This window comes from Sandarakinorhabdus sp. FBCC-B8862 (assembly GCF_059745315.1).
Genome location: NZ_CM185574.1, coordinates 2,190,205 through 2,212,451, shown reverse-complemented (window position 1 = coordinate 2,212,451; position 22,247 = coordinate 2,190,205). Strand labels below are relative to the sequence as shown.

Sequence of the window (22,247 nt, the reverse complement as noted above, 5' to 3'; positions counted from 1 at the left end):
GCGGCGGCCCTGTCGGCTAGGGTGGCGTCATGCAACGCTTGGCCAACCGCCGCTATCTTGTCACCGGTGCTGCGCGCGGCCTGGGGCTGGCGATCACCCGCCGGCTGGTGGCCGAAGGCGCCCGGGTGATGATGGCCGATGTGGCCGAAATTTTGCCCGATATCGTGGCCGAACTGGGCCCCGCCGTGGCCGCAATCCGCTGCGACGTGGCCGCGCGCGCCGATCTGGTGGCCGCAGTTGACGCGGCGGTGACCGCGTTCGGCGGCCTTGACGGATTGGTCAACAATGCCGGCATCGCGCCGCGTGGCGACATTTTTGACGAGACGCCGGAACAGTTCGACCGGGTCATTGCCACCAATCTCACCGCCGCCTTTCACGCCACCCAGCTGGCGGTGCCGCACCTGATGGCCGCCGGTGGCGGGGTGATCATCAACATGTCGAGCGTCAACGCGCTGCTCACCATTCCGTCGCTGCTGGCCTATAATGTCGCCAAGGGCGGGTTGAACCAGCTCACGCGCAACACGGCGGTGGCGCTGGCACCGCACAACATCCGGGTGGTGGGCATCGGGCCGGGCACGATCCTGACCGAGCTGGCACGAAACGCCGTGATGGCCGACGAGGCGGCGCGGCGGCAGATCCTGTCGCGCACGCCGCTGGGCCGGGCCGGCGCGCCGGAGGAAATTGCCGCAATCGCCGCCTTTCTGTTGAGCGATGACGCCAGTTACATTACCGGCGAGACACTTTATGCGGACGGTGGCCGGCTGGGCCTCAACTACACCGTGCCGGTTGGAGATGATGCGTGATTGATGCCGAGTGGTGGGAGTATGACAGCGCCGAGGAGATGGCCGAGGCGGTGGCGGGCGACATTGCCTATATCATCGGCCAGGCGCTGGAAGCACGCGGCCGGGCGCTGGTGGCCTTTCCCGGCGGTTCCACCCCGCTGCCGGCGCTGAAGCTGCTGGCCGAGACCAAGCTGGAATGGGCCGATGTCACCATATTGCCCACCGATGACCGGCTGGTGCCGGTGACCGACAAATTGTCCAACGCCGGCATGCTGGCGCGGCTGTTCCTGCCGAAAAAGGCCCGGGTGCTGCCGTTGACCGCCGGCGAGAGCGACCCCGTGGCGGCCGGCCGCGCTGCCGATGAGCGCATCGCCGATCTCGACTGGCCGCTGGACGTGGCCTGGCTGGGCGTGGGGGAGGATGGCCACACCGCCTCCATCTTCCCAGGCCCGGATTTTGAAGCTGCCATTGCTGGCCCCAAGGCGCGCCGTGCCATCGGCGTGCGCCCCGATCCGCTGCCCGAAAATGCCCCGGTGCCGCGCGTGACGCTGACCGGGCCGACCCTGGTTTCGGCGCGCACTGTCACGCTGACCGTGTCGGGCAAGGCCAAGCGCAAGGTGGTGGAACAGGCGCTGAAGCAGGGTTCGTCAAGCAAGCTGCCGATCGGCCGGCTGCTGGCCGAGCTGGACATGGACATCGATATCCACTGGCATCCGTGAGGCTGTAAAATCCTCCCCCCTTGGGGGAGGTGCCCGCAGGGCGGAGGGGGCTTGCCAGCGCGGTCCTCGCCGCCCCCTCCGTCACGCTGCGCGTGCCACCTCCCCCAGAGGGGGAGGATGTTGGGGTCAGCGCACCGTCACCCGCACGCGGTCATAGGTGGTGCGGCCGTCGCTGAGTGCGATCTCGTGGCGGCCGGGCACCGGGGGCCAGCGGGAGGGCAGGCCGGGCAGGCGGCGGCCATCGACGCTGATGAACAGACCGGGGCGGCTGCCCTGGCTGCGGATCACCAGCAGCTGGCGGCTGGCGGGAATATCGGGATCAAGCGCCAGGATGGTGCCATCGCTGGGAGCGGTCAGCCGTGGGGCGATTTCAGCCGTCTCGGCCAGCGCGAAGACCGGCTGCCAGGTGCCGGCCAGGAACAATTCCGTGCGGGGTGGCTCCACCGCCGGCAGGAAGGCCACCGGCCGGCGTTCCACCCCGGCTGGCAGGGCAAAGCCCGGCGGCGGCCTCGCCCGCCCATCATCATGCAGCGCCAGCATGATCGCTGCCCAGGCCGGCGCGGCGCCACTGGTGCCCGACACGCCGATCATGGCATCGCCTTCGAAATTGCCGACCCACACCGCCACCGTGTAGGCCCGCGAGAAGCCCACCGCCCAATTGTCGCGCATGGCCTTTGAGGTGCCGGTTTTTACCGCCGCGGCGAAGGGCAAGGACAGGCCCGAAGCCTCGCCAAAGCTGGCGGCGCGGGCGGCGGGATCGGCCATCAGGGCGGTGATGATGGCCGCCGCGCCGGGATCGATCACCGGGCGCGTCGCCGGCCGCTCATCCGGTTTCAGCGTGAGCGGGCCGCTGCGCCCGCCCAGCGCCAGGCTGCGATAGGCGGCGGCCTGTTCCAGCAATGTCACTTCGGCCGAGCCCAACGCCAGCGCATAGCCATAATGGTCCCCCGGCCGGTTGATGCCGCGATAGCCAACATCAAACAGGCGCTGGCGGAAGGGTTCCAGCCCGGTGAGCAGCAGCGTGCGCACCGCCGGCACATTCAGGCTGTTGCCGAGCGCGCTGCGCACCGACACCGGGCCGCGAAAGCTGCGGTCATAATTTTGCGGGATGTAAAGCCCGGTGGCGGTTTCCAGATCAACCGGCGCATCATTGAGCAGCGAGGCGGCGGTGAGGAGCCGGCGTTCGATGGCCAGCGCATAAAGCTGCGGCTTCAGCGTCGATCCGGCCTGGCGGGGCGCGATGACGCCATCCACCTGCCCGGCCCGGCTGGCGCTGCCGGCGGCCCCCACCCAGGCCAGGATGCGCCCGCTGTCATTTTCCACCACGATCGCGGCGCCGTCGCGAACATTGCGGCTGGCCAGCGCGCTGAGCTGGCGATCAAGCGCGGCCTGCACCAGGGCCTGCACATCGGCATCAAGGCTGGTGGCCACCCTGCCGCGCACGCAGGGCCCCAGCAGCCGGCTGGCCAGGTGCGGGGCCGCGTCGCGGTTGGCCACCGCCTGACGCGGCCCCAACAGCCGGGCGGCGGCCATGGCGATGGCACTGCACTCCAGATCGGGGGCGGCGCGGCAGGCGCGGGCCAGCACGGCGGCGGGCGGGGCAGACGGGCGGCGGGCCAGCGCCACCAGCACCGCATTGTCGTCTGGGGCCAGCGCTGCCGCCGGGCGACCGGCCATACGGGCAGCGGCGGCGCCAATGCCGATGATGTCACCGCGCAGCGGCAAGAGGTTGAGCCAGGCTTCGAGGATCTGGCGCTTGGTCCATTGCGCCTCAATGGCGCGGGCGGCGCGGGCCTGTTGCAGCTTGGCGCGCCAGTCGCGCTGGCCGGCGCGGGCAAGGCTGGGATCGATCAGGGCGGCGACCTGCATGGTGATGGTGGAGGCCCCGCGCAGCCGTTCCCCCCGCAGCCGGCCGAGCGCCGCGCCGCCAACGCTGCGCCAATCGATGCCATGATGCTGCCAGAAGCGCCGATCTTCGGCGGCCACCAGCCGGCGCACCAGATCGGGGCTGATCGCGGCCAGCGGCAGCCAGTCCCCACGATCGGCGGCGGCATCGGTGCGGCGGCGGGCCAGTTCGCGGCCCTGCCGGTCGGTGAGGATGGCGATGCTGCCGGGCTGGCCGGCGAGGCTGCGGAAGGCCGGCACCGGTGCGGGCTGGGTGCGCCAGAGCAAGACGGCCAGCAGGGCGAGCAGCAGCAGCGGCAGGGTGCGGGCCTGTTTCAGGGGCGCGGGCATGACGGGAATTTGCGGTGAGACTCGACTGCTGTTTGATTGAACCGCTCATGCCGAGCTTGTCGAGGCACGCTCCAAGTGCGGTCGGTGCCTCGACAAGCTCGGCATGAGCGGGCTTGGGATTCCAGCAAAACACAATTGGGTCTGGCGCGACGCCTCATTTCCCGGCGGCGACGGTCAGGCGGGTGGCGGGCAGGGCGGCGCGGATATCGGGGGCGTACATGGCCTCGGCCCGGGCCGGCGGCAGGGTGAAGCGGCCTTCGCTGCCCAGCCGCAGGCGATATTCAAAGCTGGCCGTGCCGCTGAGCGCCCGCCAATAGGCCTGGACGGCGCCGGCGCGGCGGTCAATCCAGTCGGGCGCCGTGCCGCTGCCCGCGCTGCCGGCATCGAGCAGTTCTGAAAAATTGGCGAGCCCGTTGCCGAGGATGGTGGCCCCGGCCGGAACCGGATCGATCAGCGCCACCCAGGGCGTGGGCGCGGCGGCCTTGAGGGTGAGGCGCACGGCGATGACATCGCCGCGGCTCCAACGGCCAGGCACGGCCTGCGCCACTGGCCGGACCGTGCGGGAGAGGGTGAGGCCGGCAGCGAGGCTGCGGGTTTGCGGCACGGTGGCAGCCATGGTCACCTGCGCCCATGGCGTGCCGCCTCCCTGGTGGGTGATCGCCAGTTGGCCGGCCGCCAGCCGCAGCCGCGCCGGCGCCGGATCGCCGCTGGCCGGCCAGGCGATGCTGGCGGCCTGATCGGCGAGGGCGATACGGCTGATACCGGAAACCGCGCCGCCTTCGAAACGGCCGGCAAAGCCCTGGAGCGCCAGCGTGCCCAGCGCGTTGGCCGGGGTGGAGCGCCAATGGCCGCGCTGCTGCGCCTGGGTGAGGGCGCGGGCGAGGCGCGGGGCATCGGCCGCCCAATTGGCATCGGCGCTGGCGATCAGCAGCAGCCGGGCGAGTGCCGCATCGGGATCGGCCATCAGCGACCAATCATCGGCGACGCCGGCGAAGCGCATGACGGTGCCGCGATCATCGAGCCGGGCGCGCAACCGGGTGAAGGTGGCGGCGGTGTCACGGGCGTTGCCGCTGGCCCGGGCGATCGCCAGCCAGTCCATCAGGGCCGCCGGGCCCCAGCGATCGGGCGCAATGTTGAGGCCGGCGAGCATGCGGGCCACCGGCATCCTTTCCCCGGCCAGGGCGGCCAGCGCGGCCAGCCTTGTGGTATCGGCAACGGGGCGGCGGCCATCGGCAATTGGGGTGAGGCCGGAAATCAGGCGGGCGCGGGCGGCATCGGGCAGCGGCCAGCCAGCCAGCCGCGACAGGCGCAGCACATAGGCGGTGAGGTCTTCGTTGCCGGGCAGGCTGGTGGTGGGGAAATAGCGCAGCAGGCCGGTGCTGTCGGCATAGGTGAGGATGCCGGCCGCTTCGGCATCCCAGCGGGCGCGGTCTCCCATCGCGACGGCGCGCGACAGGCGCTGTTCGATGCAATCATGGGGATAGGCCGCCATATAGGCGCGCACGCCGGGCAAGCTGGCCAGGCTGCGGAGCAGGGCGACATCGACATGCCCGGACGGCGCGCCAGCCTGGGCCCCCGGCGGCAGCTGCAGCATCAGCGGCTGGCCGGGGCGGATCAGACTGGCGGCGACCACCTGTTCGGGGATGGCCGGCTCGATGGTCTGGGCGATGGTCACGGCATCCCTGGCGGTGCCGGCGCGGGCGCTGATGGCGATGCGCTGGCTGCCGGGCGGGCCGGCGACCAGCGGCCAGCGCAGGCTGGCGGCACCACCTGCGGGCAGCGCAACCCGCTGGGCTGGCAGGCTGACGGTGCCGTTGGTGAGTGTGACATTCGCGGTCATCGCGGCGGCGCTGGTGTTGCGCAGCGTGGCGGTGGCGACAAATTCATCCCCCTGGCGCACCAGTGGCGGGATGCCGGGCAGGATCTGCAGATCCTGGGTGGTGCGCAAGGATGCGCTGCCGGTGCCGAACAGGCCGGGGCCGGCGCTGGCGATGGCGACGAGGCGGAAGCCGGACAGGCTGTCGTTCAGGCGGAAGGGCACCAGCGCTTCGCCACGTGGGTTGAGCTTCACGCGGCCGGCCCAGGCGATGACGGGCGTGAAATCGCGCCGGGCCATGCCGGCCGTGGCGCCGCCGCCGCCGCCGGCTGCCACCGCCTTGGCGCCATAATGGCGCTTGCCCACCACCTGGCCCTGCGCGCTGGCCATGACGACGCCCAGCGGCCGGGGTTCCATCATGGCATTGAGCAGGTTCCAGCTGTCGTTGGATTTCAGCGCCAGCAGGGCTTCGTCCACCACGGCGAAGGCCACTTCGGCGTCGGCGGGCAAGGCCGTGCCCCTGGGCGGGGTGACGCGGATGCGGGCGCTGGCGGCCTCCCGCACCGCGTGGGTGGGCCGGTCGGGCGTGACGGTGACGGCGAGGCGGTGGGCATCATGGCCGACCTTGAGTTGCGCCATGCCGATGCGCCACGATGGGCGGGCGAGATCGACGAGCGCGGTGGGGGCGGCGCCATCGCGGCTGAGCCAGGGGAGATTCCAGCGCCGGGCGAGATCGGCCAGCCACAGCCGCCAGCCCGCCACGCGCCCGCGCACGGCGAGCACCGAGACATAGACATTGGGGGCGTGGTTGCCCTTGATCTTCACCTCGACCACCGGTTCCTTGCCCGACAGGGTGGTGACGAAGCTTTCGATGACGCCGCTGCGCATGATGGTGACGAGCGCGGTCGCCTCGCGGAAGGGCATGCGCACGGCAAGCCGGGCGGTGGCGCCGACGGCCACTTCGGGCACCTCGGGCACCAGGTCCATGCGGTCGCCATTGTCGCCGCCGAACCACCACTCATCATCACCGGCCAGCCACAGGCTCTGGCTGGCGCGGGCGGTGCGGCCGGCATCATCCTGTACTTCGGCGAGCGCCATGATCTCGCCGGACATGCCGGCATCCAGCTGGCAAATGGCGCGGCCGCGGGCATCGCTGCGGGCGGTGCAGCCGGCCTTGAGCTCGCGGGTTTCGACCATATTGTCATAGGCATAGAAGCCGCCGACGAGGCGTTTGCGGGTGGAGATGATTTCACGCGCAAACAGGCGGACGCGGATGGCGCGGCCGGCGAGCGGCTTGTTGTCGAGGCCGAGGACGATGAGCTTGAGCCGGGCGTCATCGGCCTTCATCAGCCAGCCGTCGCGGGCGATGCCGACGCGCAGGGCGGCGGGCTCCAGCGGCAGGCGGGCGATGCGGGTGGCGATCTCGCCATTGGCATCGGGATAATCCATTTCGGCCACCAGCGTGGCCGGGCGGGTGATCGGCGCCCAGCCGCCTGCTGCAACACGGGCAGTGCCGGTGCGGCCCAGGTTGAGCGGGGTTTCGCGGGCGCGGATTGGAGCGGCGGCAGCCTCGCCCTCCTCAAGCCGGGAAAGACCGGGCGTGATGGCTTCGGCATCGAAGGTGAAGCCATCCAGGCCGGGCACCTCGACGCTGCGCGGCACCACGCGGGTGCGCAGGGTGACGGGGGCGCCGGCCGCAGAGCCGCCGGAGAAATAGGTGAGCGCCAGATCGAGCGGCAGGCTGGCGGGGGCGACCGGCATCGCCTTGGGCCCGGAGATGGCGGCGCGCAGGGTGGGCAGGCGGAATTCTTCCACCTGGAAATTGCCGACGCCGGTTTCATCGCCATCCGGCGTTGCGAGACGCAGTTCCCAATCACCGGTGGGCGCACTGGCGGGCAGGATGATCTGGCCTGCGGGATCGGCACCGGGGCCGAGGGTGACGGGTAGGATGGTGTCGCTCTGCCAGTGGCGGGCGGTGAGGGTGAAGGGGGCGGGCTTGGGCCGGGTGAAGCCGCGATCATTGGGCAGGCGGCGGAACAGCTTGAAATTGATGCGCTCACCCGGGCGCGCCAGGGTGCGATCGAACACGGCGTGGGCCAGCGGGCGCCAGTTCCAGCCGCCATGGGGCAGGTTGAAATCAAAGGCCTGGATGCCGTCGCCCCAGCTGGTGAGGGCAAAGCTGTAATCATCGGCGGTGCGGGCGCTGGCCATCAGCGTGGGGGTTTCGGCGTCGCACGCGGTCCAGGTTGCGGGTTTGGGCAATTCGCCGGCGGGCACCAGGGCGCGGCCGCTGGCATCGGTTCGGCCCTGCCACAGCTGCTCGCCGGTGCAGCTGTTGCTGATGCTGATGCGGGCGCCCGGCACGGGGGCGGCATCGGCCAGCCGGGTGACCCACACCAGCGAGGCACCGTCACCCCACTGGAAATGCACGGCCATATTGGTGACCAGCGCGGCGGTGCTGACATGGTAGGTCTGGCCCGGCCCGGTGAGTGCATTGCCCAGCGCCGGGGAGGCGAGTTCGACAATGTGGAGCCCGCGGGTTTTCAGCGGGATGCCGACCACCTGCATGGCGCCGTCACGCGGCCGGGTGATGGTGAGGCGGTTGCTGCCCCGTTCATCGGCCAGCAGCGACTGGCTGCCGGTGGTTTCAACGCTGTTATAGCCGCCGCCGGCCAGCGGTTCGTCGCGGAAGCGGCGTTCGCCGGCGCGTTCGACCCGGCGCAGCCATTTGGCGACCTGGGCATCATCATCGATCCGCAGGCTGCGAACCGGCAAGGTGAGGGTGGCGGCCGGCAGCGGGTTTTCCACCCCGCGCAGCGTGACGGGCAGGATGCCGCCTTCCTGCGCCTCCAATATGCCGAAGCGGCCGGCGAATTTGGCCAGCGGCGGGAAATCGCCGGTGGGGATGGTGAGCGGGAAGCGGGCGGCGTTGGCGAGGCTGCGGCCGGCATCATCCTTGAGGCCAGCCGGCAGGCTGAGGGTGAGGCGGGAGCGGGCCGGCCATGGGCCCCTGAAGCGGATATCGCCGGTGGTGTTCGCCCGGTCAGCCGGCAGTTCGGGGGCGATGCTGCGGCCATCGGGCAGGCGCAGGCGGGCGGCCAGCGCTGCGCTGCGCGGCACCGGGGCGGTGAAATCCACCCGGATCGAATCGAGCGGCGAACAGGCGGCACCGGCATTGGTGCGGGTGCAGGCCATGGTGGCGGTGAACGGCTGGCGCACGCGGAAGCGCTGTTGCCAATCGGTGCCGGCCTTCAGGCCGTTGGGGGCGGCGATGCTGCCACGCCAACTGAGGGTCAGCTGGCCGCCGGGGGGCAGCGGCCGGCGGCAACGCGCGGCGATCAGATGGGCCGGCGCGGCGCGGTTGCCGTCATAATCCGCCCGCCAGCCGGCGCGTTCGAGGAAATAGTTGAGGCTCCAATCCCCGCGCGTGGATTTCAATATGGCATCGCGGCTGGCGTTTGGCAGCACGTCCAGCGGCACGCGTTCGCCCACCCCGTCGATCAGGCAGGCGGCACCGGCGTTCAGGCTGGCGGCGGTGGGCTGGGCTTCGGTGGCGATCAGGAAAATCTGGTCTTCCGCCACGTCACCGCCATCGGGCAGCACGGCGCGGATCGCCGGGCCGGGCGTGGTGAAGCGGAACGGGCCCGCCGCCGGCAAGGGACGGCCGGCGAGATCGGCCAGGCCGGCGGCAAGGCGGAACTGGCAGGCGCGGCCGCCGGGGATGGGCGTGGGCAGATCGATGACGAAGCGCTGCGGATCAAGCCAGCGACCCTGACCGCCCTTGCCGCAATCGCCGCTGATCGGTGCCGGGGCGGCAGCGCCCATGGCCACCATCGGCGTGGCAAAGCGCACGACAATCTGTGCGGGCGCAGCGACCGTGCCGCTGGGCGAAAAGCCGGTGACCCCGGGCCGCGCCTGGCCGATCAGCGGCGCCGCCGCCAGCACCACGGCCGCGGCTGCAATGGGAAGGCGGGGCAGCAATATCCTCACAGCCGCAAGACTGCCGTGAACATCGCGACGCAACAAGCGGTTGCCGGCATTTAATCCCGCCTGTATTGCAGGAACAATACGGAGCCTGCCCAATGCGAATTGCCCTGCTGCCCGCCACCCTGCTGTTGCTGGCGGCTGCACCACCGGCCGCCATCACCCTGCCCGCCGATGCGCCGATCGCCGCCAGCATCAATGGCCAGCCGGTGACGCTGGCGCTGGCGACCGGCGATGTCGATCGGATCACGCTGAACATGGACACGGTGGCGCGGCTTGGGCTGAAGCCGGCCGGGCTGATGGGCAAGGCCACAGTCCGCATCGGCCGCACCAGGGTGCTGACCGGGCGCAACACGCCGGCCAAGGTGACGCTGGCCGAGGCGCAGTTCAGCCAGCGCATCTTCTGGTTCGAAGGCGCCGGCCCCATCGCGCGGGATGGCAGCATCGGGCCGATGGCGCTGCCCCATGCGCGGGTGACAGTGACGCTGAAGCCTGATGGCGGCGCGCGCGACTTTGCCTGGCCGCTGTTTGGCGACATCAATTCGGGCAGTTATGGCGGGGTGTCAGGCCAGGGCTATGGCTTTGGCCTCAGCGTCGATGTGCGCGGGGATTTGCGCCTGCCGCTGGCCAGCGCGGCGGTGGGTGCCGATCTGGCGGCGGCGCTGGGCGGCCGGCTGGAGGGCGAGGCCTGGGAAGAAGAGATTTTCCTGGGCGTGCGCCGGCCGGTGCGGCGGCTGGTGCTGGACAAGCCGCTGCTGCTGGGTCCGTTCCGGTTCGATGCGGTGGCGGTGCGGGTGAACGACCGGCGCGATGGCACCGCCCAGCTGGCCAATGGCCAGACCGCGCCGCCGGATGCCAACGATGATCCCGCCGAAATCGTGGTGAGCGCCGACACCGGCAAGAAGCGGCAGGTGGTGCGCACCCTCACCCTGTCGCGCAGCCAGCTGGATGCCGCCGGCTGCAGCGCGCTGGTGGTGGACAAGGCGGCGCAGCGGTTGATCCTGCGCTGCTGACCGCCTTCTTCCCGTCACCTTGCCGGCCTATACACAGAATATGGCTGTGATCCTTCCCCTGATGGTGCTGCTGATGGCTGCTGCTCCGCTTTCCCCTGCCCCACCGCCGGCGCCGCCACCGGCCCCGCCAATCATCATCGCGCATCGCGGCGCCAGTGCGGAGCGGCCCGAACACACGCTTGCAGCCTATGAACGGGCCATCGAACAGGGCGCCGACTATATCGAGCCTGATCTGGTGCCGACAAAGGACCATCAGCTGGTGGCGCGGCACGAGAACGAGATTGGCGGCACCACCGATGTGGCGGACCACCCGGAATTTGCCAGCCGCAAGACGACGAAGACCATCGACGGCCAGGCCATGACGGGCTGGTTCACCGAGGATTTCACCCTGGCCGAGTTGAAGACGCTGCGGGCCCGCGAACGGCTGCCGCAACTGCGCCCGGCCAACGCCGCCTTTGACGGGCAATATGCGATCCCGACGCTGGCCGAGATCATCGCGCTGGCCAAGGCCGCATCGGCCCGAACCGGGCGGACCATCGGCATCTACCCGGAAACCAAGCATCCCAGCTATTTCAAGGGGCTGGGCCTGGCCATCGAGCCGGTGCTGCTGGCCGAACTGGCCAAGGCCGGCTGGACGACGGCGGCGGCGCCGGTGTTCATCCAGAGTTTCGAGGTGGACAATCTGAAAGCGCTGAAGCGGCAGACCGGGGTGCGGCTGATCCAGTTGATGGGCGCCAGCGGCACATCCGGGGATGGCCATGATTATGCCGAGATGGCCACGGCCGCCGGGCTGAAGGCGGTGGCGGCCTATGCCTTTGGCGTGGGGCCGGAGAAGGCGCTGATCATCCCGCGCGGGGCCGACGGCCGGCTGGGCACGCCGACAGGCTTTGTGGCCGATGCCCATGCTGCCGGGCTGGAGGTGCATCCCTGGACCTTCCGACCGGAGAATTTCTTCCTGCCCACCGAGTTCAAGCGCGGCGAAGACCCCAAGGCCATCGGCGACGGCGAAGCCGAAATCCGCGCCTATCTGGCAACCGGCATCGACGGCCTGTTCAGCGATTCAACCGCCACGGCGGCCCGGGCATTGGCACAGCCTGGGAAGTAAGGCAAACGCCGGCCTCCGGCGGGCAGGGGCGAGGCCCCTGCACCCGTTGGTTTTTGGGCAGCACTTGATGGCGGATTTGGGGTTGTTAGCTGCCATTCACTTGCCCAGCTTCATCGGCTCCAATCGCAGAAAGCTCGGAAGAGCATCACCGAAGGCGTATCGTTCCATGGCGGTCAGTACCTCATCGTAAGTAAGGGTGCCGGTCGTCTTCCCGTGATCGCCAATCGCAAGTTCATTTCGGATGGCTTGATAATGCTTGCTGGGACCGCCTCCTCGAACCTCCAAAATGTATCCGCCATCCTGGAGAGCGGTTTGCAGGTAATCTTTCGGCCCCGCCTCTATAATCAAGAAGTCTCCTTTGCCTACCCGCATGAACGCGTTTTGGATCGCTTCGGCCGTAACCGGGCCGTCAAAGCAGGTGCCGTTCACGATTAGTCCCAAGCCCTGCTGAATGTTGCGAGCACCTGTTGCCGGTTTGGAGCGGGCCTCCGGTTGGGCCAGCGTTTTGTGAAGGAACCGAACCAGCGGTTCGGCGTCCTTCCGTTCCTTATGGGCCGACCAATAGATTAAGGGACCGCCGACCAAGAACAACAGCCCGATGACGACAAGTTCTCGACCAGTCGCCTGACCTTCGGAGATCGCCTTGAAGACAACCCAAGCCATCAACGGAATCAGCAACGTGAACGTCAGAACTCCGTTTAGGTCTGACCCCGCCCTGCCTCGCACCCGCGTTCCAGAGTTGTCGGCAGAAATCAGACCGAACAGCATCGGCCCATGGCGGTCGAAAGCGCTAAACCAAAGACAGATGAATGGCCCTGCAATCCAGCCGCGCGCGCCGTTCTGCGCGTCAAATATATTTGTCTTCTTGGACCGAATTGTCGCCTTCGCTTTCGCCGGGGGCAGGCTCGACGACATTTCGAAACGAAACCCGAAGGGTTGGAATCCCAACTTTCTACCTCACCCGACTCATCTGAATATCTTGGAGTATGCACAACAGTAGAATGACCTCAATGGGGGCGTAACCGGACTCACCTGCCAACAGCGCACCCGAAAACGAACGGGTGCAGGGGCCTCGCCCCTGCCCGCCGGAGGCTCTCTTGCCTTTCTTCAAGGGCCTGATGGGCCCAACTTCACATTGTCCCGGACGACGGGCTTTTGGACCAAAACGCAGCCGCGCTTACCGATCCGGCCAGTCCAGCACGAAGTTGATGTGCGCTGCGGTGATCGGTTTGGCGCGGTCACCCTGCCAGGCGCTGGCATGGACGTTGACGACGCGGCGGCCGAGCTTGGCGATGCTGGCGGCGGCGCGGGTTTCCACCGGGGCACCTTCGCGCATGAAATCCACCGTGACGGTGACGGGGCGGACGCGCGGCAGCGCCTCCCCTTCCGGCTGGGCGGCGATGACGGTGAGCAGGCCGGCGAGTTCGAGCAGGCCGGAGATGGAGCCGCCGTGCAGCCGGCCGGGCGAGCCGATCAGCGTGTCGGCAAAGGGCATGATCAGCTGAAGTTCGCCGCCAACCCGTTCGAACGAAAGATCAAGCAGGGCCGCATAGGGCAGGAGATCGAGCCGGCCCGACGGCTGGCGCAGCAGGGTAGCGAGCGCAGGGTTGGTCATTGCCAGCCTCCCGCCAGTTTGGACGCGGCAAACATGAAGGTGCCGGCGACATGGGCGATGGGATCGGCCGGATCGCCATCATGGGCGAGGCCGCGCACGAAGGCGATCTGGCGCGTCATCCGATAACATTCGCCGCGCGCCGTCACCGTGGCCTGCGGCTTGGGGCTGCGGACATAATCGGTTCTGAGATCAAGCGTGGCATGGGGTTCGAAGGCGCCGCGGGCCAGCATGGAGGCCATGCCGACACAGGTATCCATCAGGGTGATGATCGGGCCGGATGCCCAGATGCCATGATCGGGATCAACCAGGAATTCGGGCTTGAACGGCAGCTGCAGCTCCACCCAGCGGTCGCCGGCCTGGATGAAGCGCAAGCCCAGTTGCTTGTTGTGCGGCACGCGGCCCACGAAGGGCCCCATGAACGCCCCCACCTGATCGGCAAAGCTGGTCATGCGCCTTCCCGTGCCAGCGCATCGATGCGGGCGATCATCGACGCCAGCCCCTGCGTGCGGTTGGAGGACAGATGTTTCGACAGGCCGAGGCCATCAAGCCGGGCCTTGATGCTGGCGCCATCGATCGCGCTGGCCGGCTGGCCATCGGCGAGCATGAGCACGAGGGCGACGAGGCCCTTGACGATCGCGGCATCACTGTCGGCCGCGAAATGCAGCACATCGCCAGCGCGGGTGGGGTGCAGCCAGACCTGGGATGCGCAGCCGCGCACCTTGTTGGCGTCGGTTTTCAGGGCCGGATCCATCGGCGGCAGGGCGGCGCCCAGCGCGATGATCAGGCGATATTTGTCGTCCCAATCGTCGAAGGCTTCGAATTCGGCTTCGACGTCATCGAAAGTGGTGATGGCCATGACCGCAGCCCTTGGGGGCTGGGAAGGGCTGCGGTCAAGTCAGATATCAACACCCGCGGCGATGGCTTCCAGCTTGCGGATGCGTTCCTTCAGGTCGGCCAGGTCGATGCGCTGGCCGATGGCCGGCAGATCGGGGTTGCTGGCGGCCGGGCGGGCTTCGATCTCGCGGGTTTTCAGCTTCAGCCAGCCGGACCAGGCCCAGGCGGCCAGGCTGCCGATCATGGCCAGCCCGATGAGGGATGCGGTCGACAGGATCATCAGGCTTTCAGCGGGAGGCACTGACGGGGGCATCTTCAGTCTCCTTGTCTTGGCTTACTTGTCTTTGAGGGATTCGATTTCGTCGGCCAGGCGCTTGGCCGGATCGGTGGCCAGGCGTTCCAGCACGCGGATGCGGTCGTTCAGGCGGGCAACCTCGGCCTGCAGGCGCTGGTTTTCCTGGCTATCGGCCGGCGGCGCCACCTCTTCCAGACCGCGCAGGCGGATCCGGCGGTTGCCCATGCGGCCGGACAGCACCCGGCCAATGGTGACGATCAACACGATCATCACCACCATCTCGAACGGATTCATCGTCGGTCCCTCCCATCACCGGCCGGGGGCTGGCCGGTGGTCATCAGTTGAGCTGTTTGGTAGCGAGCGCGTCGATTTCGGCGGCCAGCCGGCTGGGTTGATCGGTGGCGATGCGTTCCAGCACGGCCATGCGGTCTTTCAGGCTGCCCAGTTCGGCCCGCAGCTGGGCGTTTTCCTGGGACAAGAGCTTGATGCGTTCCATCGCTTCGCCGCCACCGTTGGGATAGAGCGGTTTGCCCCAGCTGTTTTCCAGCGGATAGCCGTTCTTGATCTTCATCCAGGTGGTGACCACCCAGCCAACGACACCAGCAACGGTGACGGTGGCGATCAGCGGCCCGATCTGATTGGCGATAATCGCCAGATTTTCCGGGTTTACAGCCATTGGTCGTGCTTTCAGTTCAATTGCTTGGGTTCATCGCGCAACGCTTCGATCTGGACGGCGAGGCCTTCGTTGCGATCAGTGACAATGCGGTTCAGCACGGCCACCCGTTCTTCCAGCAGTGCGATGCGGTTGGCATATTGGGCGGCGTTTTCGGCGGTGAAGCGGGCGGTGATCTCCAACTGCTTCTCCTTCAGCTTGATCCACCGCTTGGCAACGCCGGCGAAGATGCCCGCGATCGGGATCATGAAGACCAGGATCGGAACCATGTAACTCCACATGATGTCGACTCCCTCAGCGCAACTGTTCGATTTCGGCGGTCAGGCGGACCGGCGCGTCGGTGGCGATGCGTTCCAGGACCTGCAGCCGTTGTTCCAGGCGGATCACGCGATCCTGCAAGGCGGCGTTTTCACTGACCAACGCTGTCATTTCAGCCGTCGCGTCGGGCAGACGGTTGACCGTTTTGCCCAGGTCATCGGTGAGGGGATAGCCGTGGCGGGCGCGGATCCAGCTGGTGACCACCCAGCCGACCGTGCTGATCGCCACCAGGACGGAAATGAAGATCTGGGTGTCGCTCATGCTGTCCTCAGCGCAGCTTTTCGATTTCGTCGGCGAGCTGGCGGCTCTCGCTGGTCAGGTGATATTCCAGATCGCGCAGGCGGCGATCGGCATCACGGAACTGGGCGTTCACATCGCGCAGCGTGCGCTTGGGGGCCACGCGCACATCGCGCCAGAATTCCACCCGTTCGGGGGCTTCGTCATACAGCGCGCTGGGCTTGGCGTTGGCGATCCAGGCCACCACGAAATAGGCGGGGATGAGGGCGCCGCCACCCATGACAATGCCGACGGCGAGCGCGGCGCGGACCAGCGTGACATCCCAGCCGAAGAAATCGGCGATGCCAGCGCAGACGCCCAGAAACTTGCCGTTACGCTTGTCGAGATAGAAGCGGGTGCGGCTTTCAGACATGGTGGTGATCCCTGTTGGCCGGAGACGAGGCCGGCGGTTGGATTCAATAGGTGGAGGGCGCGATCAGGCCGATCAGCAGATAGAGGATGACCGGCGAACCCACGCCAAACACGGCGGCGGCGACGAAGGCGATGCGCACCAGGCTGACATCCCAGCCCATGTAGTTGGCGATGCCGGCGCAGACGCCCATCACCTTGCCTTCGGACTTGTTGACGAGAAACTGGCGGCTCATCTCTTGGCCTCCTTTGGGCCGGGTTCAGCGCAGCTGGCGGCGCTGTTCGGACAGATCAGCGATGCGGCTGTCTTTCCAGTTGGGGTTTTCGGCGGCGACAATGCGTTCAACGGTTTCGATGCGCTGGTCGAGCCGGCGGGCGAGTTCGTGGAGTTCGTCGAGCAGGGCTTCATCCTGGCGGCTGATGCCGGTCTGGCTTTTCCACTTGGTGACATAATGGAGGATCAGGCCGGGCAGGCCGATGAACAGCATGCCGACGATGGCAACGGGAACGAACACATCTTCCATCGTCTCAACCTTCCGACTTGCCGAGGCGGGCCTTCATGGCTTCCAGCTCGGCATCCACTTCATCATTGCCCTGGAGGGCGGCGAATTCATCGGCCAGGCTGCGGGTGCCGCCGGGGCCGGCGAGGCCCAGCGCATCGGCGCGGCCTTCGGCCATGTCGGCACGGCGTTCCAGCACCTCGAAGCGGCTGAAGGCTTCCTCCACGCGGGGGCCGCGGATCATGTCGCGCAGCTTGGAGCGCTGGGTGGCGCTTTCGATGCGGTTCAGGAGCGCGTTCTGGCGGCTGCGGGCTTCGCGCAGCTTGCTCTCCAGCTTGGCGATGTCGGCCTCGTTCAGGGCGAGCGTTTCGTTGAGCAGATCAACCTCGGCCTGGGTGGTGTCGATGAAGGACTTGGCCTTGTTCTTTTCGACGAGCGCGGCCTTGGCGAGATCCTCGCGGCCCTTCGACAGGGCGAGCTCGGCCTTGTCCTGCCAATCCTGCACGGCCTGTTCGGCCTTGATGATGGCGCGCTTCATCTCCTTCTGATCAGCGATGGTCCGGGCCGCGGACGCGCGCACCTCAACCAGCGTTTCTTCCATCTCCATGATGATCATGCGGATCATCTTGGCCGGGTCTTCGGCCCGGTCGAGAAGGTCGGTCACGTTGGCGGCGATGATGTCGCGGGTTCGCGAAAAAATGCCCATCGGCTTGATCTCCAGAAATTCGAACTTGGCAGCGGTAAGGGTGGCTGGGGCTGGTTCCGGGTTGAGGGGGCGAATCATCGGAACCAGGCTCCCAGCCACCGTATCGAGGCTCACGCCACGATATCGCTGTTCGCGGTCGGCGTCACCATGGCCGGGCCAGTGGCGGCGGCGATGAAGGTGGTGCCGATCAGCAGGGCGGCAAACAGGGCCGTGACAGTGCGGCCGATCTGGGTGAAGTTGGTGGTCATCTTTGGTCTCCTTCGATCTGCTGGGCGGCGGGGGGTGCCGCTCATGCCAGATGTATTGCATGGGGCGTGCCAAGTGCATGATGCGACTTAAGCCATTGAAATAGGCTGGTTTTGATTTTTGCTTTTGCAAGGCAAAGCGAAAGACTTGCCAAAACTTGGGAAAAATGCCCAACTCATCGCATGGCTGCTCCCGCCCAGATGATCGGTTCCAGTTTCAGCTTCCTCGACGCGGTCGAGCAGGCTTCGGCAGCGGCTGCGCTGAACCGGCCGGTGCTGGTGATTGGCGAGCGCGGCACCGGCAAGGAGTTGATCGCCGACCGTCTGCACCGCCTCAGCCCACGCTGGTCGCAGCCGCTGGTGTCGCTGAACTGCGCGGCGTTGCCGGAAAATCTGATCGATGCCGAATTGTTCGGTTATGAGCCTGGCGCCTTCACCGGGGCGCAGCGGGCGCGGGCCGGGCGGTTCGAGGATGCCGATGGCGGCACGTTGTTCCTGGACGAGATCGGCACCTTGTCATCCCAGGCACAGGAGCGGCTGCTGCGCGTGGTCGAATATGGCGAGCTGTCGCGGCTGGGATCGAACAAGACGGTGAAGGTGGATGTGCGGCTGGTGGGCGCCACCAACGAGGATCTGCCGGCACTGGTGATGCGCGGGCGGTTCCGGGCCGATCTGCTGGACCGGCTGAGTTTCGAGGTGATCACCCTGCCCCCGTTGCGCGAGCGGGCGGAGGATATCGAGCTGCTGGCCACCCATTTTGCCCGGCGCATGGCCGCCGAACTGGGCTGGCCGCGCTTTCCCGGCTTTTCGCCGCGCGTGCTGGAGCAACTGCAGAGCTGGCACTGGCCGGGCAATGTGCGCGAGCTGAAGAATGTGGTGGAGCGGGCGCTGTACCGCTGGGGCGACGCCGAGCGACCGGTGGGGCAGCTGGTGGTGGATCCGTTCGAATCGCCGTGGCGGCCGCAGCCGATGCCAGGCAGCGCGGCGGTGGCGCCAACGCCGGTGGCGGCCCCCGTCGCGGCAGCACCAGCGCCCGTGGCGGCGGAGCCGGTGAGCGATCTGCGCGGGGCCGTGCTGGCGTATGAAAAGCAACTGCTGGAGGCGGCGCTGGAGCGCAACCGCCACAACCAGCGCCGCACCGCGGCGGCCCTGGGCCTGAGTTACGACCAGTTGCGCCATGCCCTGAAACGGCATGGGCTGATGGGGGAGTAGGCCCCGACCTTATTGCCCTGGGCGGTAGCTGCGTTCGACATGGCCCTGCAACTGGGCATCGGTGAAATAGACCGGGCGCAGGGCATGGGCCGCATAGCGTTCGGCCTGGTCGCGGAAATGCGGGCTGGCGGCATCGCCGCGCTGGCCGCCGGCGTGGACGGCGCGGGCTTCGGGCCCATCCTTGCCAAAACGCACCACGGCAACGAAACTGTTGCCATAATCGCCATACCAGCGCTTCGTGCCCTCACGCTGGCGCGCGCCAAAGCTGGCGAGGCTGCCCCAGTTGCCGCTGGCGAACGGCACGGCGACCGACGGCAACTTGTCGTCATAGCTTTGGGCGATATTGGCGGTGAGGCGCTGGAAGCGGTTGATATGGCCCCAGGGCACATCCCAGCCGCCGAAATCACCGGCCAGCCGCGCCACCGCGGCATCCAGCGCCGCCAGCCGATCGCTGTTCGCCACCTTGTCGCTGGCGATATAGGGCACCACCGCCTCTTCATCATCGCGGGCGAACTTGCCGAAGCGCTTCACCATCTCGTCGCCCCAGAACACGGCCAGGCTGGTGGCAGTGGAAGCCGCGCCGGTGCGATAATCCCAGGCCTTCAGCGTGGCGATGGGGGCGGCCAGCCGATCCTTTTGCGCACCGGCAGGCAGCGCATCCCAGGCCCTCACCAGGCCAGGGATGGTGTCGGCAAAGCCCTGCAGGAAGGGATCATAGGCGGTGGCGATCAGGCCATCGAGATCGAACTTGCGGTCCCCGCTCAACAGCCGCAGCGCGTTGGGACCGCGCGGATTTTCACCGGCCGAATCCATATAGGTCGGGAAGGCCGCCTGTTTCGGGCTGTCTGGCCCGGCCGCCGTCCACGGCCAGTTGTTGACGTTGAAGACAAAGCCGGATTTCGGATTGGCGACGGAAGGCAGCTGATCAAGGCTGTGCTCCCCCTGCCAGTCGGTGGCCGGGTCGCTGCCATCAACCGGCTTTTTCCAATCGAAGCGATTGTCGCGGATCGGCACGAACTGCGGGTGCAAATAGGCGATCTCGCCCTTGTCGCTGGCAAACAGCGTGGCGTTGGACGAGTTGGCCCGGCGCGAGGCGACCTTGAGATAGGACGCCAGATCGGTCGTCTTGGTGCGCAGGAAGCTTTGTTCCAGCGCCGCCACCGGCCGGTGCATCAGGGCGATCGCGATCCACTTGCCATTTTCGCTGCGGATCACCGGGCCGTGGTGGGAGCGCCAGGTGGTGAACACCCGCGTCTTCATGCTGCCATCGGCGGCCTTGTAGGGGACGCTGATGGTCTTTTCGGCCAGCGGTCTCCAGCTGGTGCCGTGCAGATAATGCCAACGACCATTCTTCTTTTCGACGGTCAGGGCATACTCGTCGATATTGTCGACGCCGGAGCTGGTGTGCATCCAGCCGACATGGCGGTTGAAGCCCTGATAGACGAAGAACTGGCCCCAGGTGCTGGCGCCATAGGCATCAAGGCCCTCGCCGCTTTCCACCTTGGCTTCGGAGCGGAAGTAGAAGCTGGTGTGCGGGTTGATCAGCAGCAGCGCATCGCCGCTGGTGGTGCGGGTGGGGGCCAGCGCCATGCCGTTGGAGCCGGCCGGCTCGGCCAGTTCGGTGCCAAGTTCGAGGGCGGAGAGCTTGGGCGCCTGGCCGGTGTAGAAGGCCTCCAGCCGGCCCAGGTTGATGCTTTCGATGTCACCGCCAATGCTGCCTTCGGAGAAGGACAAGGCCATCCAGGGTTCGAAATGGGTGATGACGCGCGGTTTTACGTTGGGATGCGTTGCCAGATAATGATTGAGCGCATCAGCCCAGGCGGTGCACAACGTCTTCAGCCAGCCGGGCGCACTCTTGTATTGCGCCTGCAGTTCGGCCGGATCGATGAACAGCTTCATCCGAAGGTCACGCCAGATGGCGCTTTCGCCCTCGGCTTCGGCCAGGCGGCCTTGTGCGTTGATGAAGTTGGTTTCCACCCGGTTGAAGTCGTCCTCGGCCTGGGCGTGGATCATGCCGAACACGGCATCGGCGTCGGTCTTGCCCTTGATATGGGGCACGCCCCAATCGTCCCGGGTGATGGTGACAGCGGCGCTGCGCGCGGCCCAGCGATCGGTTTCGGGGGAGGCCAGCGCCGGAACGGCGAGGGCGGACGCGAGGAGCAGGGTGCGGATCATCATCCGCCAAGGCTACTCGTGCGTTGCCCCCTTGGGCAAGAGCGCCAAGCCTATCACTGACACCAGCGCGGCGCCGCCGAGATACCAACCGACCGCGGCAATGCCATATTGGGCGGTGAGCGCCTGGCCGATCACCGGCGTAAGGCCGCCGCCGATGATGCCGCCCAGGTTGAAGGCGACGCTGGCCCCGGTGTAGCGCACCCGCGCCGGGAACAGACCGGGCAGAAATGCGCCCAGGGGGCCATAAACAAAGCCCATGACAAACAGGCTGAGCGACAGGAAGGCAAAGACGCCGGCGGTGCCGCCCTGCATCAACGGACCCATGGCGGCGCCGACCGCAATGGTGGCGAGACTGCCCAAGATGAGCACCCTGGCCGGACTGGTGCGATCGCTGAGCCAGCCGGCGGCGATGATGCCGGCGGCGAGGAACAATATGGCGCCCAGCTGCAGCTGCAGGAAATCACCGCGGGCATAGCCCAGCTGCGTGGTGCCAAAGCCCAGGGCAAAGGCGGTGGCGATATAGAAGATGGCAAAGCAGGTCACGGCCGCCGCCACGCCGCAGATGGTTTCGCGGCCGTGGTGGCGCACCAGCTCGGCCAGCGGCACGGCCGGTGGCTTTTCATGGGCGAGCATGGCGGCAAAGGCCGGGGTTTCCAGGATGGTCAGCCGCACCCACAGGCCGATGCCGACCAGCAGGATCGAGCCGGCAAAGGGCAGCCGCCAGCCCCATTCCAGGAACTGGCCATCATCGAGCCACAGGCCCAGGATGAGGAACAGGCCATTGGCGGCGATGAAGCCCACCGGCGCGCCCAGTTGCGGGAACATGCCATAGCGCGCGCGCCAGCCCGGCGGGGCGTTTTCCACCGCCAGCAGCGCCGCGCCGCCCCATTCACCGCCCAGGCCAAAGCCCTGACCAAAACGCAGCAGGCACAAGATCGCCGGGGCGGCGACACCGATGGCGGCATAGGCCGGCAGAAAGGTGATGGCGAAGGTGGAGCCGCCCATCAGCAGCAGCGAGGCCACCAGCGTGGATTTGCGGCCCAGCCGGTCACCATAATGGCCGAACACCAGCGCACCGATCGGCCGGGCGATGAAGGCAACGGCAAAGCTGGCGAAGCTCAAGAGCAATTGCGCCTGGGCGTTTTCGGACGGGAAGAACAGCGGCCCGAACACCAGCGCGGCGGCGGTGGCATAGATGTAGAAATCATAGAATTCGACCGCCGTGCCGACGAGGCTGGCGGCGAGGATGCGGCTGGTGGGGGCGGTCATGCCGAGCCCCTCCGTCGCCTGCGGCGCCACCTCCCCAAACAAGTTTGGGGAGGAACTGGGTAGCATGATCCTCCCCAAACTTGTTTGGGGAGGTGCCGAGCAACGC

General features: G+C 67.6%; 23 protein-coding genes. 5 read left to right on the top strand and 18 right to left on the bottom strand.

Translation table 11 applies throughout. The features are described from left to right. Positions 1–29: 29 nt before the first annotated feature. The gene (locus AC6BOR_RS10690; protein ID WP_498058430.1) at positions 30–803 is read left to right on the top strand and encodes an SDR family NAD(P)-dependent oxidoreductase; all 774 of its coding nucleotides are present in this window, start codon (positions 30–32) and stop codon (positions 801–803) included. After that, positions 800–1,501, top strand: coding sequence for a 6-phosphogluconolactonase (gene pgl / locus AC6BOR_RS10685; RefSeq protein WP_498058429.1), 702 nt, complete (start codon positions 800–802; stop codon positions 1,499–1,501). The genes AC6BOR_RS10690 and pgl overlap by 4 nt, the downstream gene beginning before the upstream one ends. Positions 1,502–1,627: 126 nt before the next feature. Here pgl and AC6BOR_RS10680 read toward each other — a convergent pair whose 3' ends face one another. After that, positions 1,628–3,736 (bottom strand): transglycosylase domain-containing protein, encoded by a 2,109-nt coding sequence (locus AC6BOR_RS10680; RefSeq protein WP_498058428.1) that lies wholly within the window; start codon positions 3,734–3,736, stop codon positions 1,628–1,630. Positions 3,737–3,890: 154 nt separating this feature from the next. Then, complete coding sequence (locus AC6BOR_RS10675; protein ID WP_498058427.1) at positions 3,891–9,533, bottom strand: alpha-2-macroglobulin family protein; 5,643 nt, start codon at positions 9,531–9,533, stop codon at positions 3,891–3,893. A 101-nt stretch (positions 9,534–9,634) separates the two neighbouring features. On the opposite strand from AC6BOR_RS10675, the gene AC6BOR_RS10670 reads away from it, so the two are divergent. Next, positions 9,635–10,549: a hypothetical protein gene (locus AC6BOR_RS10670; protein ID WP_498058426.1), complete on the top strand. Its 915-nt coding sequence runs from the start codon at positions 9,635–9,637 to the stop codon at positions 10,547–10,549. A gap of 40 nt (positions 10,550–10,589) precedes the next feature. After that, positions 10,590–11,654 (top strand): glycerophosphodiester phosphodiesterase, encoded by a 1,065-nt coding sequence (locus AC6BOR_RS10665; RefSeq protein ID WP_498058425.1) that lies wholly within the window; start codon positions 10,590–10,592, stop codon positions 11,652–11,654. A gap of 96 nt (positions 11,655–11,750) precedes the next feature. Here the strand turns inward: AC6BOR_RS10665 and AC6BOR_RS10660 are convergent, their stop codons facing one another. The 14 genes from AC6BOR_RS10660 to AC6BOR_RS10595 all read right to left on the bottom strand — a co-directional run bounded on the left by AC6BOR_RS10660 (position 11,751) and on the right by AC6BOR_RS10595 (position 17,488). Then, positions 11,751–12,602 (bottom strand): hypothetical protein, encoded by an 852-nt coding sequence (locus AC6BOR_RS10660; protein WP_498058424.1) that lies wholly within the window; start codon positions 12,600–12,602, stop codon positions 11,751–11,753. A 229-nt stretch (positions 12,603–12,831) separates the two neighbouring features. Further along, on the bottom strand, positions 12,832–13,269 hold the full coding sequence (locus tag AC6BOR_RS10655) for a PaaI family thioesterase (protein WP_086115605.1): 438 nt from the start codon (positions 13,267–13,269) through the stop codon (positions 12,832–12,834). Continuing rightward, complete coding sequence (locus AC6BOR_RS10650) at positions 13,266–13,718, bottom strand: PaaI family thioesterase (protein ID WP_086115606.1); 453 nt, start codon at positions 13,716–13,718, stop codon at positions 13,266–13,268. The genes AC6BOR_RS10655 and AC6BOR_RS10650 overlap by 4 nt, the downstream gene beginning before the upstream one ends. Then, complete coding sequence (locus tag AC6BOR_RS10645; RefSeq protein ID WP_094473305.1) at positions 13,715–14,125, bottom strand: SufE family protein; 411 nt, start codon at positions 14,123–14,125, stop codon at positions 13,715–13,717. The genes AC6BOR_RS10650 and AC6BOR_RS10645 overlap by 4 nt, the downstream gene beginning before the upstream one ends. A 39-nt stretch (positions 14,126–14,164) precedes the next feature. Beyond that, positions 14,165–14,416, bottom strand: coding sequence for a hypothetical protein (locus AC6BOR_RS10640; protein WP_498058423.1), 252 nt, complete (start codon positions 14,414–14,416; stop codon positions 14,165–14,167). A gap of 21 nt (positions 14,417–14,437) precedes the next feature. Beyond that, a complete protein-coding gene (locus AC6BOR_RS10635; RefSeq protein ID WP_498058422.1) occupies positions 14,438–14,692 on the bottom strand; it encodes a hypothetical protein in 255 nt (84 codons plus the stop codon). A 43-nt stretch (positions 14,693–14,735) separates the two neighbouring features. Next, positions 14,736–15,074, bottom strand: a complete 339-nt coding sequence (locus AC6BOR_RS10630) for a hypothetical protein (protein WP_498058421.1) — start codon at positions 15,072–15,074, stop codon at positions 14,736–14,738. An 11-nt stretch (positions 15,075–15,085) separates the two neighbouring features. Beyond that, positions 15,086–15,352 (bottom strand): hypothetical protein, encoded by a 267-nt coding sequence (locus tag AC6BOR_RS10625; RefSeq protein WP_498058420.1) that lies wholly within the window; start codon positions 15,350–15,352, stop codon positions 15,086–15,088. 13 nt (positions 15,353–15,365) lie between these two features. Further along, complete coding sequence (locus AC6BOR_RS10620) at positions 15,366–15,650, bottom strand: hypothetical protein (protein ID WP_498058419.1); 285 nt, start codon at positions 15,648–15,650, stop codon at positions 15,366–15,368. 7 nt (positions 15,651–15,657) lie between these two features. Next, positions 15,658–16,038 carry an envelope stress response membrane protein PspC gene (pspC, locus tag AC6BOR_RS10615; protein WP_498058418.1) on the bottom strand — a complete coding sequence of 127 codons (381 nt, stop codon included), beginning with the start codon at positions 16,036–16,038 and terminating at the stop codon, positions 15,658–15,660. Between the two features lie 43 nt (positions 16,039–16,081). Then, complete coding sequence (locus AC6BOR_RS10610) at positions 16,082–16,270, bottom strand: PspC domain-containing protein (protein WP_498058417.1); 189 nt, start codon at positions 16,268–16,270, stop codon at positions 16,082–16,084. A 24-nt stretch (positions 16,271–16,294) separates the two neighbouring features. Beyond that, on the bottom strand, positions 16,295–16,558 hold the full coding sequence (gene pspB / locus AC6BOR_RS10605; RefSeq protein ID WP_498058416.1) for an envelope stress response membrane protein PspB: 264 nt from the start codon (positions 16,556–16,558) through the stop codon (positions 16,295–16,297). 4 nt (positions 16,559–16,562) lie between these two features. Then, positions 16,563–17,240, bottom strand: a complete 678-nt coding sequence (pspA, locus tag AC6BOR_RS10600; RefSeq protein WP_498060650.1) for a phage shock protein PspA — start codon at positions 17,238–17,240, stop codon at positions 16,563–16,565. Between the two features lie 110 nt (positions 17,241–17,350). Next, positions 17,351–17,488 carry a hypothetical protein gene (locus tag AC6BOR_RS10595; protein ID WP_498058415.1) on the bottom strand — a complete coding sequence of 46 codons (138 nt, stop codon included), beginning with the start codon at positions 17,486–17,488 and terminating at the stop codon, positions 17,351–17,353. A gap of 180 nt (positions 17,489–17,668) precedes the next feature. On the opposite strand from AC6BOR_RS10595, the gene pspF reads away from it, so the two are divergent. Beyond that, complete coding sequence (pspF, locus tag AC6BOR_RS10590; RefSeq protein ID WP_498058414.1) at positions 17,669–18,697, top strand: phage shock protein operon transcriptional activator; 1,029 nt, start codon at positions 17,669–17,671, stop codon at positions 18,695–18,697. Positions 18,698–18,706: 9 nt separating this feature from the next. On the opposite strand, the gene AC6BOR_RS10585 is transcribed toward pspF, so the two are convergent. Together AC6BOR_RS10585 and AC6BOR_RS10580 are read right to left on the bottom strand one after the other, a co-directional pair. Continuing rightward, on the bottom strand, positions 18,707–20,875 hold the full coding sequence (locus AC6BOR_RS10585) for a penicillin acylase family protein (protein ID WP_498058413.1): 2,169 nt from the start codon (positions 20,873–20,875) through the stop codon (positions 18,707–18,709). Positions 20,876–20,884: 9 nt separating this feature from the next. Continuing rightward, the gene (locus AC6BOR_RS10580; RefSeq protein WP_498058412.1) at positions 20,885–22,141 is read right to left on the bottom strand and encodes an MFS transporter; all 1,257 of its coding nucleotides are present in this window, start codon (positions 22,139–22,141) and stop codon (positions 20,885–20,887) included. Positions 22,142–22,247: the final 106 nt, after the last annotated feature.

Excerpts from the sequence above, each read along its gene's own strand:
- AC6BOR_RS10635 (WP_498058422.1), bottom strand. The coding sequence starts at position 14,692 with ATGAATCCGTTCGAGATGGTGGTGATGATCGTGTTGATCGTCACCATT.
- pspF (WP_498058414.1), top strand. The coding sequence starts at position 17,669 with ATGGCTGCTCCCGCCCAGATGATCGGTTCCAGTTTCAGCTTCCTCGAC.
- AC6BOR_RS10610 (WP_498058417.1), bottom strand. The coding sequence starts at position 16,270 with ATGAGCCGCCAGTTTCTCGTCAACAAGTCCGAAGGCAAGGTGATGGGC.
- AC6BOR_RS10640 (WP_498058423.1), bottom strand. The coding sequence starts at position 14,416 with ATGCCCCCGTCAGTGCCTCCCGCTGAAAGCCTGATGATCCTGTCGACC.
- AC6BOR_RS10580 (WP_498058412.1), bottom strand. The coding sequence starts at position 22,141 with ATGACCGCCCCCACCAGCCGCATCCTCGCCGCCAGCCTCGTCGGCACG.
- AC6BOR_RS10655 (WP_086115605.1), bottom strand. The coding sequence starts at position 13,269 with ATGACCAACCCTGCGCTCGCTACCCTGCTGCGCCAGCCGTCGGGCCGG.
- AC6BOR_RS10650 (WP_086115606.1), bottom strand. The coding sequence starts at position 13,718 with ATGACCAGCTTTGCCGATCAGGTGGGGGCGTTCATGGGGCCCTTCGTG.
- AC6BOR_RS10670 (WP_498058426.1), top strand. The coding sequence starts at position 9,635 with ATGCGAATTGCCCTGCTGCCCGCCACCCTGCTGTTGCTGGCGGCTGCA.
- AC6BOR_RS10595 (WP_498058415.1), bottom strand. The coding sequence starts at position 17,488 with ATGACCACCAACTTCACCCAGATCGGCCGCACTGTCACGGCCCTGTTT.
- AC6BOR_RS10625 (WP_498058420.1), bottom strand. The coding sequence starts at position 15,352 with ATGTGGAGTTACATGGTTCCGATCCTGGTCTTCATGATCCCGATCGCG.
- AC6BOR_RS10620 (WP_498058419.1), bottom strand. The coding sequence starts at position 15,650 with ATGAGCGACACCCAGATCTTCATTTCCGTCCTGGTGGCGATCAGCACG.
- pspA (WP_498060650.1), bottom strand. The coding sequence starts at position 17,240 with ATGGGCATTTTTTCGCGAACCCGCGACATCATCGCCGCCAACGTGACC.
- AC6BOR_RS10680 (WP_498058428.1), bottom strand. The coding sequence starts at position 3,736 with ATGCCCGCGCCCCTGAAACAGGCCCGCACCCTGCCGCTGCTGCTGCTC.
- AC6BOR_RS10585 (WP_498058413.1), bottom strand. The coding sequence starts at position 20,875 with ATGATGATCCGCACCCTGCTCCTCGCGTCCGCCCTCGCCGTTCCGGCG.
- AC6BOR_RS10645 (WP_094473305.1), bottom strand. The coding sequence starts at position 14,125 with ATGGCCATCACCACTTTCGATGACGTCGAAGCCGAATTCGAAGCCTTC.
- AC6BOR_RS10690 (WP_498058430.1), top strand. The coding sequence starts at position 30 with ATGCAACGCTTGGCCAACCGCCGCTATCTTGTCACCGGTGCTGCGCGC.
- pspC (WP_498058418.1), bottom strand. The coding sequence starts at position 16,038 with ATGTCTGAAAGCCGCACCCGCTTCTATCTCGACAAGCGTAACGGCAAG.
- AC6BOR_RS10665 (WP_498058425.1), top strand. The coding sequence starts at position 10,590 with ATGGCTGTGATCCTTCCCCTGATGGTGCTGCTGATGGCTGCTGCTCCG.
- pspB (WP_498058416.1), bottom strand. The coding sequence starts at position 16,558 with ATGGAAGATGTGTTCGTTCCCGTTGCCATCGTCGGCATGCTGTTCATC.
- AC6BOR_RS10630 (WP_498058421.1), bottom strand. The coding sequence starts at position 15,074 with ATGGCTGTAAACCCGGAAAATCTGGCGATTATCGCCAATCAGATCGGG.